Genomic DNA, 16,462 nt, shown 5'->3' on the forward strand with positions numbered 1-16,462 from the left:
GAATGAGCTGCGTAGCGTGCAAATAGATACCGAAGAACGTGAGAAGAGGACCGATGAAGACGCATCTCGTACGCACTCACCGCTCTGCCGAAGAGTTCCCCAAGGAAGACCACCTCGCGTGGAAGATCGCGGAAGTTGCGACGGATTCCGTCGACGTCACCGACGCCACTTCCGACATGATCGTCAACCGGATCATCGACAACGCGGCAGTTGCCGCAGCTTCCCTGGTGCGCCGTCCCGTGGTGAATGCGCGGGCGCAAGCACAGTCGCATCCGTATACGCCGGGCTCCACCGTGTTCGGTATCCCCGGTACGTTCTCGCCTGAATGGGCCGCCTGGGCCAACGGTGTCGCGGTTCGTGAACTCGATTTCCACGACACGTTCCTCGCCGCCGAGTACTCGCACCCCGGAGACAACATCCCGCCGATCCTCGCCGTCGCTCAGCACACCAGCCGTGACGGTCGAGACCTGATTCGTGGTCTGGCGACCGGCTACGAGATCCAGATCGACCTGGTTCGGGCTATCTGCCTGCACGAGCACAAGATCGACCACGTCGCACACCTCGGCCCCTCGGCTGCGGCAGGTATCGGAACTTTGCTGGGCCTGGGCACCGAGACGGTCTACCAGGCAATCGGCCAGGCGCTGCACCTCACGACGGCGACACGTCAGTCCCGCAAGGGCGAGATATCCAGTTGGAAGGCGTACGCGCCTGCGCTGGCAGGCAAGGTTGCCGTAGAGGCGGTCGACCGCGCGATGCGCGGTGAGGGCGCACCGTCACCGATCTGGGAAGGCGAAGACGGCGTCATCGCCTGGCTACTCGGTGGCCCGGACAAGGAGTACCACGTTCCGCTGCCCGGTTCGGGTGAGGCGAAGCGCGCCATCCTCGACTCGTACACCAAAGAACACTCCGCGGAGTACCAGAGCCAGGCGCCGATCGACCTCGCTCGCCGAATGCGTTCTCGTGTCGGTGATCTCGACCAGATCGCCTCGATCGTCCTGCATACCAGCCACCACACCCACGTCGTCATCGGCACCGGTTCCGGCGATCCGCAGAAGTTCGACCCGACCGCCTCGCGTGAAACCCTCGACCACTCGGTGATGTACATCTTTGCCGTTGCGCTACAGGACGGTACGTGGCACCACGAACATTCCTACGCGTCCGAGCGTGCACAGCGCGCGGACACGATCGAGCTGTGGAACAAGATCTCCACGCGCGAAGATCCCGAATGGACACGCCGTTACCACTCGACGGATCCGGACGAGAAGGCTTTCGGTGCTCGCGCCGAGATCACCTTGAAGAGCGGCGAAGTCATCGTCGACGAGCTTGCGGTGGCCGATGCGCACCCGCTCGGCGCACGTCCGTTCGCTCGCGATCAGTACGTCGCGAAATTCCGCACCCTCGCCGAGGGCGTCATCGAGCCGAGCGAACAGGACCGCTTCCTCGATGCGGCTCAGCGCACCGCCGAATTGAAGGCAGGCGAACTCGATCAGCTGACCTTCACCGTTTCCGAAGACGTTCTCGCTCGGGCTCCCAAGGTCGCCAAGGGACTTTTCTGATGTCGGGCCTCATCGCAGCAGCGACGTCTGCAGCCGACAAGCGGATTGCCTTCCGGGCGGGGCTGACGTCCGGAAAGATTCAACGACTCCCGGGTGCAATCAATCCGCTGACAGCCAGACTGATTCAGGAAATCGGGTTCGAGGGTGTCTACGTTTCAGGTGGTGCGTACTCCGCCGGATTGGCGCTTCCCGACATCGGACTGACCACCTTGACCGAGGTCGCCGGCCACAGCAAGCAGATCGCGCGCGTCACGGACCTCCCGACGCTCGTCGACGCCGACACCGGTTTCGGTGAACCTATGAGCGCGGCCCGCACGGTCACGATCTTCGAGGACGACGGAATAGCCGGTCTGCACCTCGAGGATCAGATCAACCCCAAACGCTGCGGGCACCTCGACGGCAAAGCAATTGTGCCCACCGAAGACATGGTTCGCCGTGTTCGTGCTGCAGTGTCGGCGCGTCGTGACCCGAACTTCGTCATCTGCGCGCGCACCGATGCTGCCGGAATCGACGGTATCGACGCGGCGATCGAGCGAGCAAAGGCCTATGTGGATGCCGGTGCCGATCTGATCTTCACCGAAGCTCTTGCCACCGAGGCCGACTTCGAGAAGTTCCGCGCAGCGGTCGACACTCCGCTCCTCGCCAACATGACCGAGTTCGGGAAGTCGAATCTCATTTCGGCGAAGACGTTGGAAGAGATCGGTTTCAACGCCGTCATCTACCCCGTGACCACCCTTCGGCTGGCGATGTTCGCTATCGAAAAGGGTCTGCGCGAGATTTTTGCGGAGGGCACGCAAGAAGGACTGCTCGGCGAAATGCAGCATCGCAGCAGGTTGTACGAGATTCTCGAGTACGAGCGCTACAACGAATTCGACAGTGGCATTTTCAATTTCAGCTTGGAGGGGAGTAGGACATGACCGAACAGATTCCGACGATCTACAAGGGCTTGGCCGGAGTTGTCGTCGATACGACGGCTATCTCCAAGGTAGTGCCCGAGACGAATTCGTTGACGTATCGCGGTTACGCAGTGCAGGACCTTGCCGCGAACTGCAGCTTCGAAGAAGTTGCGCACCTGCTCTGGTACGGCGAACTGCCGACTCCCGAGCAGCTCGAATTGCTCTGTCTGCGTGAGCGTGCGGCCCGTCGTGCCGACCGCTCACTGCTCTCGCTTCTGACCAAGATGCCGGACAACTGCCACCCCATGGATGTTGTCCGCACGGCGATCAGCTACCTCGGCGCCGAGGATCCGGCGGAGGACGACAACTCGGAGAAGGCCAATCTGGCCAAGGCGCTGCGGATGACGGCTGTGCTGCCGACCATCGTCGCAGCCGATTTCCGCCGCCGGCGCGGTCAGGATCCCATCGCGCCGCAGTCGGACCTGGGTTTCGCCGAAAACTTCTTGAACATGTGCTTCGGTGCTGTTCCGGAGCCGGCGATCGTGAAGGCCTTCGAGGTCTCGCTGATCCTGTACGCGGAGCACTCCTTCAACGCCTCGACGTTCGCCGCTCGTGTTGTGACGTCCACACTTTCGGACATCTACAGCGCAGTGACCGCTGCTATCGGCACGCTCAAGGGCCCGTTGCACGGCGGTGCAAACGAAGCTGTCATGCACGACATGCTCGAGATCGACGACCCCGACCGCGCCGAAGCCTGGATGTCGGAGAAGTTGGCTGCCAAGGAGAAGGTCATGGGCTTCGGTCACCGCGTCTACAAGAACGGTGATTCGCGTGTTCCGACCATGAAGCAGGCCCTCCTCGACGTCGCGGCAGCGACCGACGGCGAGAAGTGGGTGCAGATGTACGAGATCCTCGAGAAGACCATGGTCAGTGCCACCGGAATCAAGCCGAATCTCGATTTCCCCACGGGCCCTGCATATTTCCTCATGGGCTTCGACGTCGAGATGTTCACGCCGATCTTCGTGATGAGCCGCATCACCGGATGGACGGCGCACATAATCGAGCAGGGGCAGTCGAATGCACTGATCAGGCCGCTGAGCCAGTATTCGGGCGTGCCACAGCGCACAGTCGTGGCATGACACTTTTTGCTGTCGTGGCATGACGCCCCTTTGATACTGCGTCGGCGAGGTTCGGTTCTGGCATCACCGTCTCCTGGCCTCGTCGACGCTTCTCCGTTCGCACTATCTGCAACTTTGCATCGAGAATTCGCAAAGATATTCAAGTGCAATGTGTTTCGACTTTTCTCTACCGGAAATAACGTGAGTGTCATGACTGAAACGCACGAAGAAATCTTGATCATCCGTCGTGGCGAGACCCTCGACGTCGTGTTCAACCGGCCGGAAAAGCGCAACGCATTGACCCCGCAGATGTACGACGCCATTGCCGGAGCCTGCCGGCGCGCCGACTCCGACCGCGAGATTCGGTTACTCACTCTCCGAGGTGCTGGGGGAGAGGCGTTCTCGGCGGGCTCCGACATTGGCCACCTTCAAACCTTCTCGAGCTTTCAGGACGGGCTCGACTACGAAAGCCGGTTCGTCGGCGTACTGACCGAACTCGAGAAAGTGAGGGTTCCCACCCTCGCGGTCATCGACGGTGTGTGCGCGGGAGCAGGGCTGTTGCTGTCGGCAGCGTGCGATGTGCGGATCGCGACGCAGGGGTCACGCTTCTGCCTACCGATCGCGCGCACACTCGGAAACTCGTTGTCGATCCATTCCGTGGCGTTGCTGGCGGACAGGATCGGCAGTTCGCGTCTGATGTCGTTGATCGCTCGGGCTGGGGTGATGTCGAGTGGCGAGGCTCTGCGGAGCGGCTTCCTCAGCGACTGTGCAACAGAGTCCGAGTTCGCGACCCTGACGGCCCAGGTATCTCGCGATCTACTTGCCGCCGCCCCGATGACCGTCTGGACTATTCGGGAGTCCCTGCGACGCATCAGAACCCGAGTGATTGCCGACAACGATGATCTGATGAGCATGATCTACAGCAGTGACGACTTCAAAGCCGGCGTCGACGGTTTCCTTCGCGGGGAACGACCGCTCTGGGCCGGCGTGTAGTTCGGCGGTAGAACCACAGGCTTGCGTTGGAGCGCGCTCTAACCCCTAGCGTTGCCGACCATGACAACAAAGACCTGGATCATCACCGGAGTTTCTCAGGGTTTCGGCCGTGAACTCGCACTGTCTGCACTTCGATCGGGCGACGCGGTAGTCGCTGCAGTTCGTCGTCCCGAGTCCGTTGCAGATATTGCGTCGGCGAATCCGGATCGGTTCTCGGCGGTGACGTTCGACGTCAGAGACACCGCAGCGGCTCCGGGCGTCGTCGAATATGCGCTCGAGCGCTTCGGTCGCATCGACGTGCTGGTCAACAATGCCGGTCGTGGGATGGTCGGCGCGGCGGAGATGGTGGACGATTCGACCTTGCGGGATCTGATGGAACTGCACCTGATCGGACCCGCCGCGTTGGTGCGCGCCGTCCTCCCGTCGATGCGAGTGCAGGGCAGCGGGACGATCGTGCAGATGAGCAGTCAAGGCGGCCGTATGTCGTTTCCCGGTGTCGGGGCGTACTCGGCGTCGAAGTTCGCTCTCGAGGGTTGGTCGGAGGCTCTCGCCGGTGAGGTCGCGCAGTTCGGCGTTCGGGTGATGATCGTCGAGCCCAGCCGATTCCGTACAGCATTCAACACGCCTGGCGTTCTGAGCTTCGCCGAATCATCATCGGAATACCGTGATTTGCTGGATCCCGTTCTGCGGGACATGGCGGCCGCAGACGGTGTTCAGGAGGGTGATCCGGAGAAAGCAGCAGAGATCATCACCTCGCTTGTGCACAGCGAGAATGTGCCACTTCGTCTGCCACTCGGAAAGGAAGCCGTGGAGCGTGTCTCCGCGTCGTATCGGAAGAATCTCGCCGAGGTATGCGTCTGGGCCGACCTGGCTCGCAGTGCAGACTTCGCGGATGCTGCCGGCCCTGTCCGCCCGTTCTAGGCTGAGAGTCATGGCTACGGAAGACTTGATGCGTAAGGCACTCGAGGCACTTGGGGAAGTGGACGGGCCCATGTCGATCGAGGTGATTCACCGACTCGTCGATGCAGGGGACGTTCAGGAGCCGATGTCGATCGCCGAAGTCTCGGACCTGCTGGATGTCTCGGCACATACGCTGCGCTACTACGAGAAGATCGGTCTGGTCGAGGTCGATCGTGACTCGAGCGGACATCGTGTGTACGGTCCGGAATCTGTTCGCAGGCTGGTGTTTCTGACCCGCATGCGCATCTCGGGTATGGCGATTCGCGACCTGCAGCACTACGTCGAACTGGTCGACGCCGGTGAAGGGACAATTCCGGAGAGGCTCGACATGCTGCTCGAGCACCGAGACACCGTTCGTCGGCAGATCAAGGAGCTCACGTTGTCTTTGGCTGCGACGGAGTACAAGATTGCGACGTACGGCGGGCGGACCGGAGAGCAGGAGTAACCCCGATTACTTGCCCGGCATTCGATTCAGCCCACTTTCCATGGATACTGCCAGTCGCTCGAGTGCGGCAAGGACCTTCCCCCGGTCCCGGCCGAGTTGGGTGAACAATTCACCGTGAGCGGCGAGTTCGCGAGGAAAGACGTCGTCGACGACAGCGTTTCCCTGGACCGTCATCGTGATCAGTGCAGATCGCCTGTCTTCGGGATTGCTTGTGCGGGAGACGAGTCCTCGCTTCTCGAGTCGCGCGAGTGCCTTGCTGACCCCGGCCCGAGACATACCGAGGCGTTCGGCGAGACGAATCGCGGTGACCGGTTCCTCGGCGTATCGCAGTGGCACAAGCAGTTCCACTTCCGACACGGTGAGATCCGCGGTTTGGTATACCGGTTCGACTGCTAGTTCGAGAAGCGCCGTAATCCGTTTGAGTTGCGCGACTACTTCCATGGGCGAGGTGTCGAGGTCGGGATTGTTTTCGGCCCAGAGGTTGCAGGTACGGGAGCGGAGTGTTGGTTCGTTCACGATTCCTCAACTTTGTTAACCGGTAAACAAATTTGCTAGATTGCCAGAATAGCCCACCGTCTCGGGTGGGACGATCTGCGGACTGGGGGAGCACATGAGGTTCGACGTGGTGATTGTCGGTGGCGGTGCGGCGGGGTTGAGTGCCGCGCTTGTTCTGGCTCGTGCTCGGCGGCGAGTGATGATCGTCGATGCAGGTAACCCGCGCAATGGTGTCTCCGAGCACCTGCACGGGTACCTGACGCGGGATGGTGAGAGTCCTACGCAATTACTTGCGGCCGGCCGCAAGGAGGTTCTCGAGTACGGCAGCGAAATGACGACTGGCACCGCAATCCGAATCGAGCACACGGACGACGGTGGGTTTCTTGTGCAAACCGACGCGACTGCGTCGCTGGAGGCACGGACTGTTCTGGTTGCTACTGGGTTATGTGACGAGCTGCCGAACATCGCTGGGCTGCAAGATCGCTGGGGCGTCGACGTTCTGCATTGTCCCTACTGTCACGGGTACGAGGTTCGAGATTCCCCGATCGGTGTGCTCGGTGGTGGCAATAGGCCGTTCACCATTCATCAGGCGTCGTTGGTGCGTCAATGGTCGGAGGATGTCGTCTTCTTTCCCAACCGTATCGAGCTGACGGGAGCCGAACGGGAGCGGCTGATTGCCAGGGGGATTCGCATTGTCGAAGGCGATGTGGCTGGCGTGTCGGTTGGCGATGGTCGATTGGACGGCGTCGAACTGGCCTCCGGTCAGGTAATTCCGCGAAGCGTAGTGTTTGTCGGCCCACGGTTTGTTCCGCGAGGCGATCTGTTGACTGACCTGGGGTGTGAAGCCGACGAAAATGGTTGGGTGGTAACTGATCCTGCAGGCAGCACAAGTGTGCCTGGAGCCTGGGCCGCGGGGAATGTGTCGGATTCTCCGGCGCAGTTGATCACCGCCGCCGCTGCCGGATCAAAGGCTGCGATTGCACTGAATCACTATCTGCTCGAGCAGGATATCGTGCGAGCGGTTGCGATCGCAGCCGAACTTCAGCCGAGTGAAACCGGAAGCAACCCTCGCGGGGTCTCTTGAGCGATCTGGTTCAGCGCAGACTCCAACGTCGGAAATTGATACTTGAAGCCGCTGTCCGCGAGCACCCCTGGTGAAACCCAGCGACTCTTCGTTACCAGTTCAGCCTCGGTGCGGATGATTCGTGCGCCGAACTCGAGCATCCAGCCCGGCGTCGGAAACCCATATTGTCGGCCAAGTTTCGCTCGTACCATCCGCATCATGTCGGTGTTGGTTACCGGATACGGGGATGCGATATTGACCGGGCCTGAGATCTCCGGATTCTCGTAGACGTGGATGATCGCGCGAATGACGTCGGCGATGTAAATCCAGCTGAACATCTGTCGGCCGTCGCCCATTCGTCCGCCGAAGCCCATTCGGGCGAGGTTGACGAACGGATTGATCGCCCCACCGCCGGCTCCGAGGACGATCGACATCCGAAGTGCCACTTTGCGAACAGGCGTTGGGGCTGAGAACAATTCGTGTTCCCACGCTCGCGCGACCGCTACGGAGAATCCCTTTCCCAGCTCTCCGTTCTTCTCGTCCATCGGTCGATCTCGTGCGTCTCGGTAGATCGTGCCGGTACTGGCATTCGCCCAGAGTGAGGGTGGCTGCGGCGTGCGGGTCAGCGCACGACCCAACAGTGCAGTCGTTTCCACTCGGGAGGAGAAGATGTCGTCGGCATTGCGCTTGTTGTAGCGGCAGCTCACGGAGCGGCCGGCGAGGTTGACGAGCAGATCCGTGCCGCTGAGTACATCGGCGACGCCGTGCTCGTCGGACCACGTGGCATCGCTCGTTCCTCCCCGGCCGATCGTCCGAACGTCGACCCCGTTGGATTCGAGCGTTCGAAGAAGGTGTTGGCCTACGTAACCCGACGCACCACAGACAACAACGGCCTTCATGGTTTTGTGTTCCCCTCTGCAGAAACGACTTTTGTCATCAGGGCGGCGACATCGCCGACCAGACCTCGTGCCACTGGCAGCCGGGCGAGTGTGAGCGCTTTCGCGATGATCGGTACCAGGCCGTCGACCAGGGAACGGGTGCGCGCTTGCCCCGGAGACGCGTCGGTAACCCAGTGCAGCGTCACGCCCAGATAGCTGAGCCACAAGAGCGTGGGGAGCTGGGTCTCCAATGACGCCGGAGTCTTCTGCTTCGACGCCGCCAGTGCTTCACGCATCAGATCGACGGCCATCGATCTCGCATCGGTCGACTCGGCCGAGAACGGGCTGGACGGTGATGCGGTGGGCAGTGCAACGTGCAGAAACGCGCTACCGAAGCCGTGATAGGGCCCCATGACATCGAGTCCGGTGTGCAGAACAATCCTGAGATTTTCTGTCAGTGACCCACCTTCGCGAAGGAGTGGAAGCGCCAGAGCGCGGTGATCGCGTTGGATGACGAGATACAGCTCGTGAACCAGTTCGTCTTTGCTGGCGAAGTAGTAGTAGGCGTTCCCGAGCGAGACCTCTGCCTCATTTGCGATCTTGCGCATGGTCGTCGCTGCGAAGCCCTCGTCGCGGAAGAGCCGCAATGCTGTTTCCACCAGCTTTTCCCTGGTCTCGATCCCGCGAGTACTCATCGACACTCCTTCTTTGAACATGTTCAAGTGCAGCGTACGCCCTGGAGTTGAACACGTTCAAGAGTGGATCTGTTGCGTGAAATATAATAAGCGCGCATACTAAATGCATGAATGAATGTGCTTTCGGTTCGCCAGGGGGCCGGCGATGAATGCCTGGTTAGGGGTTGTCTCTGCCGAACATGTGCGTCGCGCAGTGGATCTCGGTATCGCACAGATCGGGCACGGAAAGAGAGCCGGATTGGCACGGATGAAAGCAGGTGACGTGCTGGTCTACTATTCGCCGGTCGAGTCCATTGGTGATCGAGATCCGTTGCGCGAGTTCACAGCTCTCGGTGTGATCGAAGAGGGTGAGATCTGGCAGGCGGACGAGGGGTGCTTCAAGCCGTTTCGGCGTCGAGTGCGATACGAGCAGTTCACGCCCGTTCCACTCGGCGATGTGCGGAGTCGATTGGCGCTGACCTCGGCACCGAATTGGGGGTATCAACTCCGGCGTGGCTTGATTCCGTTGGATGACAACGACGTCGAGGTTCTGCGTTCGACGACGAGCTGACACACTGGCGCTGTGGCGAAGAAACTGGAAACCGACTTCGAGGACGCGGACGAGAGTCCCGGTCTGATGTTGTGGCGTGTCACCAATGCTTGGCAAGCCTCGATTCGCGCGGCGCTGCGACCTTTCGACCTGACCCACGTGCAGTTCGTTCTGCTCGCAGCACTGACCTGGCTGGATGCAGAGACGCCGATAACTCAACGCGGTCTTGCCGAGTACGCGCGCACCGACGCGATGATGACGTCACAGGTGATTCGGACCCTCGAATCCAAGGGGTTTGTCGAACGACGTCCACATCCGACCGATGCTCGTGCTCGCTCGCTTGCCGTCACGCCGGTGGGTGCGGCCTTGGCCGGCAGGGCGAACCGCGCGGTGGAATCTTCGGACCGGGAATTCTTCGCCGCTCTGGGGGATCGTCAGGCGGCCTTCGTCGCGATGCTCGGCGCGCTTGATCGACGGTAACAACCCTCAGTTTCGAGGAGGTTGCTCTGTAGTTCTCTGCAGCAGTGCGTATTTGGCTTCCAGTCCGTCCAGTAGGGATTCCAGCGCGAGTTCGAAACTGGCACCGTCGATTTCCGCAGCACGCTCACGCAACAGATGTGCTCGCGTGAGGTGCGGGTAACGCTCGGCGTAGATCGCAGGATCGTCCACGAATCCGCCGGAGAACGTCGCCGTCGCAGCACCCATGACCACGTACTTGACGGAAGCGCCGATCAGTGTTGCCGTGCGCTGTGGCCATCCGGCGCGCACCAGTCCGCCATGGATGGCGTTCGCGCGATCGAGGGCGATGGGCCTGACGCTCGGACCGTAGGCCAGATAGGGAACGATGTTGGGATGCTTGCCCAGGGCAGCGTGGTAGGACCGCGCCCACGTACGCAGCGCGCCGCGCCAATCGTCGGAGTCGAAGCCGCTCACGTCGACGGACTCCATGATGACGTTCGCGACGTCGTCGAGTAACTCGTCCTTGTTGGCGTAATGGCTGTACAGCGACGGTGCCTGCACGCCGAGGACGGTGGCGAGTTTGCGCATCGAGAAGTCGGTCAAACCGTTCTCGTCGACCAGTTTCAGGGCGGTGTCCCTGATGATCGGCTTGCTCAGTAGTGGAACCCGCGGTCGCGCCATCGCACAGAAACCTTTCGTCTGAGTACTGGACAACCTTACACTGTGAGTTTATTATCCAATTAACCTAACAGTGTTCGGGAACGTGGAGGATCAGATGACACGGGTGTTCGAGAACAAGTCCGATCTCCTGGGGGCGGTCGGTGAAACGCTGGGCTCGAGCGAGTGGGTCGAGGTCACCCGCGAGATGGTCCATCAATTTGCCGACGCGACCGGTGACCATCAGTGGATTCATGTCGACGACGAAAGAGCCAGGCGCGAATCACCTTTCGGTGGACCAATTGCGCACGGGTATCTGACGCTCTCACTCCTGCCGCTTCTGTCGAAGTCCGTGTATCGCATCGACGGCGCGAAGATGGTCGTCAACTACGGGTCCGACAAGGTTCGATTCCCGAGTCCGGTGCCAGTCGGGGCCAAGGTTCGAAATACCGCAGTGCTCTCCGCAATCGAAGAATTGCCGAACGGTTCACTACAGAGTCAGATCACCAACACCGTCGAGATCGAAGGCGTGGGCAAACCTGCCGTCGTTGCGCAGACCGTCGCGCGAATCTTGTTCTGAAATCCTGCAAGAAGAAAGCAGACTCCACATGAATCTCGAACTGACCACTGAGGAAGTTGCGTTCCGCGAGGAGATGCGAAAGTTCTTCACCACCGAATTCTCGCCCGAACTTCGAGCACGTGCAGCCGGATTCGGAAAGCTGACTCGTGAGGACATCGTTGCGGGTCAACAGATTCTGAACGCACACGGGTTGGCGGTTCCACACTGGCCGGTCGAATGGGGTGGCAAGGACTGGACTCCGGTTCAGCGCCACATCTATTCCGAGGAAATGCAGTTGGCGTCGGTACCCAACCCGTTGCCGTTCAACGTGAGCATGGTTGGGCCCGTCATCGCGGCCTTCGGCTCGCAGGAGCAGAAGGAGCAGTTTCTCCCGGCGACGGCTAACGCCGATATCTGGTGGTGCCAAGGTTTTTCGGAACCAGAAGCCGGTTCGGATCTCGCTTCACTCAAGACGGCCGCTGTCCGTGACGGCGCGGATTACATCGTCAACGGTCAGAAGACGTGGACTACTCTCGCTCAGCACGCCGAGTGGATCTTCTGTCTGGTTCGCACAGATGCCAGTGCCCAGAAGCGGCAGGCCGGAATTTCGTTCTTGCTCATCGATCTGGCAACTCCCGGCATCACGGTTCGCCCCATCAAACTGATCGACGGCAGCGTCGAGGTCAACGAGGTGTTCTTCGACAACGTCCGCGTCCCTGCGGAGAATCTTGTCGGCGAAGAGAACAAAGGCTGGGACTACGCCAAGTTCCTGCTCGGCAACGAACGCACGGGCGTCACGCGGGTCGGGTTCTCCAAAACTCTTGTCGCCACGGCAAAAGAGAAGGCGCGGGAAGTTCGCGTCGGAACCGGCACCCTCCTCGATGATCCGTTGTTCGCGGCTCGGTTGGCTGAGCTGGAAAACGATTTGCTTGCGCTGGATCTGACTCAACTGCGAGTTGTGGCGAGTTCGGCAGACGGCAAGCCGAACCCGGCGTCCTCGCTGCTCAAGCTCCGCGGCTCCGAATTGCAGCAGGCAGCAACGGAATTGCTGATGGATGTTGCGGGTCCGGACTCGTTGCCGGTGAATACGGTCGAGATCGACTCGCCGGAGTGGGCGCAGCAAGCGGCGCCGCGCTACCTGAACTACCGGAAGGTTTCCATCTACAGCGGATCAAGTGAGGTGCAGCGCTCCATCATTGCCTCCTCGATTCTCGGATTGTGAGCATCTGACATGAATTTCGAACTCGACGACGAGCAGACGATGCTTCGCGACACGACGCGTGAATTGCTCAACCGCAGCTACGACGCGGAGAAGCGTAACGCCACCTCGGCCACTGACGAGGGATGGAATGCCTCGGTGTGGAAGCAGTTCGCCGAGCTCGGGCTGCTCGGCCTGCCATTCGCGGAGGCCGACGGCGGGATGGGCGCTGGGCCGGTCGAGACCATGGTCGTGATGACCGAACTGGGCCGCGCGCTTGCACCCGAGCCGTATCTGGGTAGTGTTCTGATCCCCGGCGGTTTGATCGCGGCTGTCGGTTCGGCAGATCAGCGGGCGCGGCTCCTGCCGGCGCTCAGCGACGGGACCACTCTGTCGGCCTTCGCGCATACGGAACCCGGCACGCGCTGGCCGGTCGCCACTGTCACGACCACTGCATCGCAGGAGGGATCGGGGTGGACGATCACCGGCGTCAAGAACCCGGTCCTGCAGGGCGACAGCGCGCACGTCGTGATCGTCAGCGCCGCACTTCCAGACGGGGGCACCGGGCTCTTTCTGGTAGATGCGGAAAGCGCGGGTGTCTCATGGAGCAAATACGCAACTCACGACGGCCGTCGCGGTGCGCAGTTCACGTTCACCGATGCCGCGGCCGAACAGCTTGGTGAGGGCGGCGATGTCACGGAGGCGATCGTCGAAGCAGAGGTTCGGGCGCAGGCAGCTCTGTGCGCCGAGGCGATCGGAATCATGACCGAGGCACTGCGACTGACGACGGATTACCTGAAGCAGCGCAAGCAGTTCGGTGTTCCGCTCGCAAAGTTCCAGACGCTGACTCATCGTGCGGCCGACATGTACGTGGCGCTCGAACTGGCGAGCAGCATGAGTCTGTACGCCACCATGGCCATCGCCGACGGAGTGATCGATCCGACGATCGCGTCGCGAGCGAAGCTGGCTGTCGGTCGTGCCGCGCATCAGATCGGTCAGGAAGCAATTCAGATGCACGGTGGTATCGGTATGACAGCCGAGTATCCGGTCGGGCACTACGTCTCGCGGCTGGTGGCCATCGAACACACTTTGGGCGCATCGGACGATCACCTCAGGGTGCTGGCCGCCGGCGTCTCGAACTATTCGATGGTGAACGTCACCGAGTAGATCGGTGGTGAAGATAACGGGAGGTCACGCGCAGGTCGCGTGGCCTCCCTTGTCTGTGCGGGGGCCGACCCGCGGTATTCGCGGTCAAGTAAAATTCCTGTGATCAGTCCGAGAAGAGAAAGGGATCGAAGTGACCGCGCATACCGAGCAGCTCGAGTTCCAAGCAGAAACACGTCAGCTGCTGGATCTGATGGTTCATTCAATCTATACGAACAAGGACAGCTTCCTTCGTGAGTTGATCTCCAACGCTTCGGACGCGCTGGACAAGCTCCGCCTCGAGTCTTACCAGGACAAAGACCTCAACGTCGACGTCTCCGATCTGCACATCGAGATCGACATCGACAAGGCAGCACGCACCCTGACCATCCGCGACAACGGCATCGGCATGTCGCGTGACGAGGTCGTCGACCTGATCGGCACGCTCGCCAAGTCCGGCACCGCCGAGGTCCGTCGCAAGCTCAAGGAAGCCAAGGATGCAGCGGCATCCGAAGAACTGATCGGTCAGTTCGGCATCGGCTTCTACTCCACGTTCATGGTCGCGGACAAGGTCACGCTGCTGACCCGCCGCGCCGGTGAAGATCACGCGACGCGCTGGGAATCGACCGGCGAAGGCACGTACACGCTCGAGCATGTGAACGAGGCACCGCAGGGTAGCTCCGTGACCCTGCACCTGATGCCCGAGGATTCCGAGAACGGCCTGCACGACTACACGTCGGAATGGAAGATCAAGGAACTGGTCAAGAAGTACTCCGACTTCATCGCGTGGCCCATCCGCATGGATGTCGCTCGTACGTCGACGCCGGCCGAGGGCGAGGAGCCCGAGGTCACCATCGAGACCGAGACGATCAACTCGATGAAGGCGCTGTGGACTCGCTCCAAGGACGAGGTGTCCGAGGAGGAGTACAAGGAGTTCTACAAGCACGTCAGCCACGCCTGGGACGAGCCTCTCGAGGTCATCCCGATGAAGGCCGAAGGTACTTTCGAATACCAAGCGCTGCTGTTCATTCCGTCGACGGCACCGTTCGATCTGTTCATGCGTGAGCGCAAGGCCGGCATCCACCTCTACGTCAAGCGCGTCTTCATCATGGACGACTGCGAAGAGTTGGTGCCCGATTACCTGCGCTTCGTCAAGGGCGTGGTCGACGCACAAGACCTCTCGCTCAACGTCTCTCGTGAAATTCTGCAGCAGGACCGGCAGATCGCTGCCATCCGTCGTCGTCTGACCAAGAAGGTCCTCTCGACCATCAAGGACATGAAGGCGAACGAGCCCGAGAAGTACTCGACCTTCTGGACCGAGTTCGGACGCGCGCTCAAGGAAGGCCTGATGGCCGATGCCGACAACCGCAAGACGCTGCTCGACATCTCGTCCTTCGCCTCGACCAACAGCGAAGAGGGCGTGACCACTCTCGCCGAGTACGTGGAGCGCATGAAGGACGGTCAGGAACAGATCTACTTCATGACCGGCGAATCTCGTCACCTCATCGAAAGCTCGCCGCACATGGAGGCTTTCAAGGCCAAGGGCCTCGAGGTTCTGGTACTTACCGATCCCGTGGACGAGATGTGGGTCGACGCAGTCTCGGACTTCGACGGCAAGACCTTCCAGTCGATCGCCAAGGGCGAGGTCGACCTCGACACCGAGGACGAGAAGAAGGCGGCCGAAGCCGAGCGCGAAGAGAAGGAAAAGGAATTCGGCGCGCTGCTGACGTGGCTGACCGAAACCCTGTCCGACGACATCAAGGAAACGCGTCTCTCGACGCGCCTGACCACGTCGGCTGCCTGCATCGTCGGCGACGCGTTCAGCATGTCTCCGACGCTCGAGAAGATGTACAAGGCTTCGGGTCAGCCTGTTCCACACAGCAAGCGCATTCTCGAGCTCAACCCGGAGCATCCGCTTGTCTCGGGTCTGCGGGAGGCGCAGGCCGCCAATGACAATGCAGAGAACCTGACGGAGACGGCTCAGTTGCTCTACGGCATGGCGTTGCTTGCCGAGGGCGGCGAGCTGAGCGATCCGGCGCACTTCACGCGCCTGCTGGCCGATCGTTTGGCCCGCACAGTCTGATCTCGTCTAGCTCGCTCGAACTCCCGGCACTCACCTTCATCGGTGGGTGCCGGGAGTTTTTTCTTGATCGTTTTCTAATGAGGACCGTTTCTGTCCGCAATAACTTCTAACGTAGTTCTCACAGGGCACGAACCCACGAGCGAAGGAAAACATCATGAACGCACCGATCACCACCGTCACCGGCGAGCGCGCGGATCTCCTCCAGAGCCTGCGTCGGCATCGTGAATTCCTTCTCTTCACCGTCAAGGACCTCACCGACGAGCAGGCCGCTTCGAGGCCGACCGTGAGTGAACTGTGCCTCGGCGGATTGATCAAGCATGTGGGTCAGGCGGAAAAGGGATGGGTCGACTTCATTCTGGAAGGGCCGGCCGGACTTGGTGGGGACTTCGACCCGACCCAGTGGTCGGAAGAGATGCAACAGGAACGGGCGAACGAATTCGCGATGGTCGAGGATGAAACCTTGGCAGGCATCGTTTCCGAGTACGAGGGGATCGCGGCCAGGACCGACGAGTTGGTGGCCTCGCTGGACAGCCTCGACATCTCGCATCCACTGCCGTCGGCGCCGTGGTTCGAAGCGGGAGCTCGCTGGTCAGCGCGGCGCGCATTGCTGCACATCATCGCCGAGACGGCCCAGCATGCGGGCCACGCGGACATGCTTCGCGAAGCCATCGACGGTTCCAAGACGATGGGTTGATGGATGGATTGATCCACCGGGATGTTTACACATCACACAAA

18 protein-coding genes are annotated in these 16,462 nt (G+C 60.9%); 14 read left to right on the forward strand and 4 right to left on the reverse strand.

Annotated elements, in window-relative coordinates; all coding sequences use genetic code 11:
• The first annotated feature begins 53 nt into the window (after nucleotides 1-53).
• The 6 genes from prpD to V3587_RS02095 all read left to right on the forward strand — a co-directional run bounded on the left by prpD (nucleotide 54) and on the right by V3587_RS02095 (nucleotide 5,968).
• The gene (gene prpD / locus V3587_RS02070) at nucleotides 54-1,556 is read left to right on the forward strand and encodes a 2-methylcitrate dehydratase PrpD (RefSeq protein ID WP_007732586.1); all 1,503 of its coding nucleotides are present in this window, start codon (nucleotides 54-56) and stop codon (nucleotides 1,554-1,556) included.
• Nucleotides 1,556-2,473 carry a methylisocitrate lyase gene (gene prpB, locus V3587_RS02075; protein WP_042448311.1) on the forward strand — a complete coding sequence of 306 codons (918 nt, stop codon included), beginning with the start codon at nucleotides 1,556-1,558 and terminating at the stop codon, nucleotides 2,471-2,473. Before prpD ends, prpB begins: the two co-directional genes overlap by 1 nt.
• Nucleotides 2,470-3,591: a bifunctional 2-methylcitrate synthase/citrate synthase gene (locus tag V3587_RS02080; protein ID WP_020909098.1), complete on the forward strand. Its 1,122-nt coding sequence runs from the start codon at nucleotides 2,470-2,472 to the stop codon at nucleotides 3,589-3,591. The genes prpB and V3587_RS02080 overlap by 4 nt, the downstream gene beginning before the upstream one ends.
• A 189-nt stretch (nucleotides 3,592-3,780) precedes the next feature.
• On the forward strand, nucleotides 3,781-4,563 hold the full coding sequence (locus V3587_RS02085; protein ID WP_054781517.1) for an enoyl-CoA hydratase: 783 nt from the start codon (nucleotides 3,781-3,783) through the stop codon (nucleotides 4,561-4,563).
• A 60-nt stretch (nucleotides 4,564-4,623) separates the two neighbouring features.
• Entirely contained in the window at nucleotides 4,624-5,484 is an 861-nt protein-coding gene (locus V3587_RS02090; protein ID WP_042925046.1) for an SDR family NAD(P)-dependent oxidoreductase, read from the forward strand.
• 10 nt (nucleotides 5,485-5,494) lie between these two features.
• The gene (locus V3587_RS02095; protein ID WP_054781518.1) at nucleotides 5,495-5,968 is read left to right on the forward strand and encodes a MerR family transcriptional regulator; all 474 of its coding nucleotides are present in this window, start codon (nucleotides 5,495-5,497) and stop codon (nucleotides 5,966-5,968) included.
• A gap of 6 nt (nucleotides 5,969-5,974) precedes the next feature.
• Here the strand turns inward: V3587_RS02095 and V3587_RS02100 are convergent, their stop codons facing one another.
• The gene (locus V3587_RS02100; RefSeq protein WP_118606639.1) at nucleotides 5,975-6,484 is read right to left on the reverse strand and encodes a MarR family winged helix-turn-helix transcriptional regulator; all 510 of its coding nucleotides are present in this window, start codon (nucleotides 6,482-6,484) and stop codon (nucleotides 5,975-5,977) included.
• A 94-nt stretch (nucleotides 6,485-6,578) separates the two neighbouring features.
• Between V3587_RS02100 and V3587_RS02105 the strand changes: the two genes are divergently transcribed.
• Nucleotides 6,579-7,547 (forward strand): NAD(P)/FAD-dependent oxidoreductase, encoded by a 969-nt coding sequence (locus V3587_RS02105; protein ID WP_218679868.1) that lies wholly within the window; start codon nucleotides 6,579-6,581, stop codon nucleotides 7,545-7,547.
• Here V3587_RS02105 and V3587_RS02110 read toward each other — a convergent pair.
• Both V3587_RS02110 and V3587_RS02115 read right to left on the reverse strand, forming a co-directional pair.
• A complete protein-coding gene (locus V3587_RS02110) occupies nucleotides 7,505-8,425 on the reverse strand; it encodes a TIGR01777 family oxidoreductase (RefSeq protein WP_283376062.1) in 921 nt (306 codons plus the stop codon). The two genes, V3587_RS02105 and V3587_RS02110, sit on opposite strands and share 43 nt — an antisense overlap.
• Complete coding sequence (locus V3587_RS02115; RefSeq protein ID WP_283376063.1) at nucleotides 8,422-9,099, reverse strand: TetR/AcrR family transcriptional regulator; 678 nt, start codon at nucleotides 9,097-9,099, stop codon at nucleotides 8,422-8,424. The genes V3587_RS02110 and V3587_RS02115 overlap by 4 nt, the downstream gene beginning before the upstream one ends.
• A gap of 145 nt (nucleotides 9,100-9,244) precedes the next feature.
• Between V3587_RS02115 and V3587_RS02120 the strand changes: the two genes are divergently transcribed.
• Entirely contained in the window at nucleotides 9,245-9,649 is a 405-nt protein-coding gene (locus tag V3587_RS02120) for an EVE domain-containing protein (protein WP_050656414.1), read from the forward strand.
• Nucleotides 9,650-9,661: 12 nt separating this feature from the next.
• Nucleotides 9,662-10,108, forward strand: coding sequence for a MarR family winged helix-turn-helix transcriptional regulator (locus tag V3587_RS02125; protein WP_003940281.1), 447 nt, complete (start codon nucleotides 9,662-9,664; stop codon nucleotides 10,106-10,108).
• Between the two features lie 6 nt (nucleotides 10,109-10,114).
• On the opposite strand, the gene V3587_RS02130 is transcribed toward V3587_RS02125, so the two are convergent.
• Nucleotides 10,115-10,768, reverse strand: a complete 654-nt coding sequence (locus V3587_RS02130; protein ID WP_231782531.1) for a TetR/AcrR family transcriptional regulator — start codon at nucleotides 10,766-10,768, stop codon at nucleotides 10,115-10,117.
• Between the two features lie 94 nt (nucleotides 10,769-10,862).
• Here V3587_RS02130 and V3587_RS02135 point away from each other — a divergent pair, with 94 nt between their 5' ends.
• The 5 genes from V3587_RS02135 (at nucleotide 10,863) to V3587_RS02155 (ending at nucleotide 16,421) form a co-directional block, all read left to right on the forward strand.
• Nucleotides 10,863-11,324, forward strand: a complete 462-nt coding sequence (locus V3587_RS02135) for a MaoC family dehydratase (RefSeq protein WP_047271233.1) — start codon at nucleotides 10,863-10,865, stop codon at nucleotides 11,322-11,324.
• Nucleotides 11,325-11,352: 28 nt separating this feature from the next.
• On the forward strand, nucleotides 11,353-12,525 hold the full coding sequence (locus V3587_RS02140) for an acyl-CoA dehydrogenase family protein (protein ID WP_047271166.1): 1,173 nt from the start codon (nucleotides 11,353-11,355) through the stop codon (nucleotides 12,523-12,525).
• A gap of 9 nt (nucleotides 12,526-12,534) precedes the next feature.
• Nucleotides 12,535-13,668, forward strand: a complete 1,134-nt coding sequence (locus tag V3587_RS02145) for an acyl-CoA dehydrogenase family protein (protein WP_283376064.1) — start codon at nucleotides 12,535-12,537, stop codon at nucleotides 13,666-13,668.
• Nucleotides 13,669-13,798: 130 nt separating this feature from the next.
• A complete protein-coding gene (htpG, locus tag V3587_RS02150; protein ID WP_054187735.1) occupies nucleotides 13,799-15,727 on the forward strand; it encodes a molecular chaperone HtpG in 1,929 nt (642 codons plus the stop codon).
• Between the two features lie 154 nt (nucleotides 15,728-15,881).
• A complete protein-coding gene (locus V3587_RS02155) occupies nucleotides 15,882-16,421 on the forward strand; it encodes a DinB family protein (protein WP_003940638.1) in 540 nt (179 codons plus the stop codon).
• The last annotated feature ends 41 nt before the right edge of the window (nucleotides 16,422-16,462 follow it).

The sequence above is a fragment of the Rhodococcus sp. IEGM 1306 genome (genome assembly GCF_036541985.1).
GTDB lineage: Bacteria > Actinomycetota > Actinomycetes > Mycobacteriales > Mycobacteriaceae > Rhodococcus_F > Rhodococcus_F qingshengii.

Excerpts from the sequence above, each read along its gene's own strand:
- V3587_RS02080 (WP_020909098.1), top strand. The coding sequence starts at position 2,470 with ATGACCGAACAGATTCCGACGATCTACAAGGGCTTGGCCGGAGTTGTC.
- V3587_RS02120 (WP_050656414.1), top strand. The coding sequence starts at position 9,245 with ATGAATGCCTGGTTAGGGGTTGTCTCTGCCGAACATGTGCGTCGCGCA.
- V3587_RS02105 (WP_218679868.1), top strand. The coding sequence starts at position 6,579 with ATGAGGTTCGACGTGGTGATTGTCGGTGGCGGTGCGGCGGGGTTGAGT.
- V3587_RS02130 (WP_231782531.1), bottom strand. The coding sequence starts at position 10,768 with ATGGCGCGACCGCGGGTTCCACTACTGAGCAAGCCGATCATCAGGGAC.
- V3587_RS02115 (WP_283376063.1), bottom strand. The coding sequence starts at position 9,099 with ATGAGTACTCGCGGGATCGAGACCAGGGAAAAGCTGGTGGAAACAGCA.
- V3587_RS02095 (WP_054781518.1), top strand. The coding sequence starts at position 5,495 with ATGGCTACGGAAGACTTGATGCGTAAGGCACTCGAGGCACTTGGGGAA.
- prpB (WP_042448311.1), top strand. The coding sequence starts at position 1,556 with ATGTCGGGCCTCATCGCAGCAGCGACGTCTGCAGCCGACAAGCGGATT.
- V3587_RS02085 (WP_054781517.1), top strand. The coding sequence starts at position 3,781 with ATGACTGAAACGCACGAAGAAATCTTGATCATCCGTCGTGGCGAGACC.
- V3587_RS02145 (WP_283376064.1), top strand. The coding sequence starts at position 12,535 with ATGAATTTCGAACTCGACGACGAGCAGACGATGCTTCGCGACACGACG.
- V3587_RS02155 (WP_003940638.1), top strand. The coding sequence starts at position 15,882 with ATGAACGCACCGATCACCACCGTCACCGGCGAGCGCGCGGATCTCCTC.
- V3587_RS02090 (WP_042925046.1), top strand. The coding sequence starts at position 4,624 with ATGACAACAAAGACCTGGATCATCACCGGAGTTTCTCAGGGTTTCGGC.
- V3587_RS02110 (WP_283376062.1), bottom strand. The coding sequence starts at position 8,425 with ATGAAGGCCGTTGTTGTCTGTGGTGCGTCGGGTTACGTAGGCCAACAC.
- V3587_RS02140 (WP_047271166.1), top strand. The coding sequence starts at position 11,353 with ATGAATCTCGAACTGACCACTGAGGAAGTTGCGTTCCGCGAGGAGATG.
- prpD (WP_007732586.1), top strand. The coding sequence starts at position 54 with ATGAAGACGCATCTCGTACGCACTCACCGCTCTGCCGAAGAGTTCCCC.
- V3587_RS02135 (WP_047271233.1), top strand. The coding sequence starts at position 10,863 with ATGACACGGGTGTTCGAGAACAAGTCCGATCTCCTGGGGGCGGTCGGT.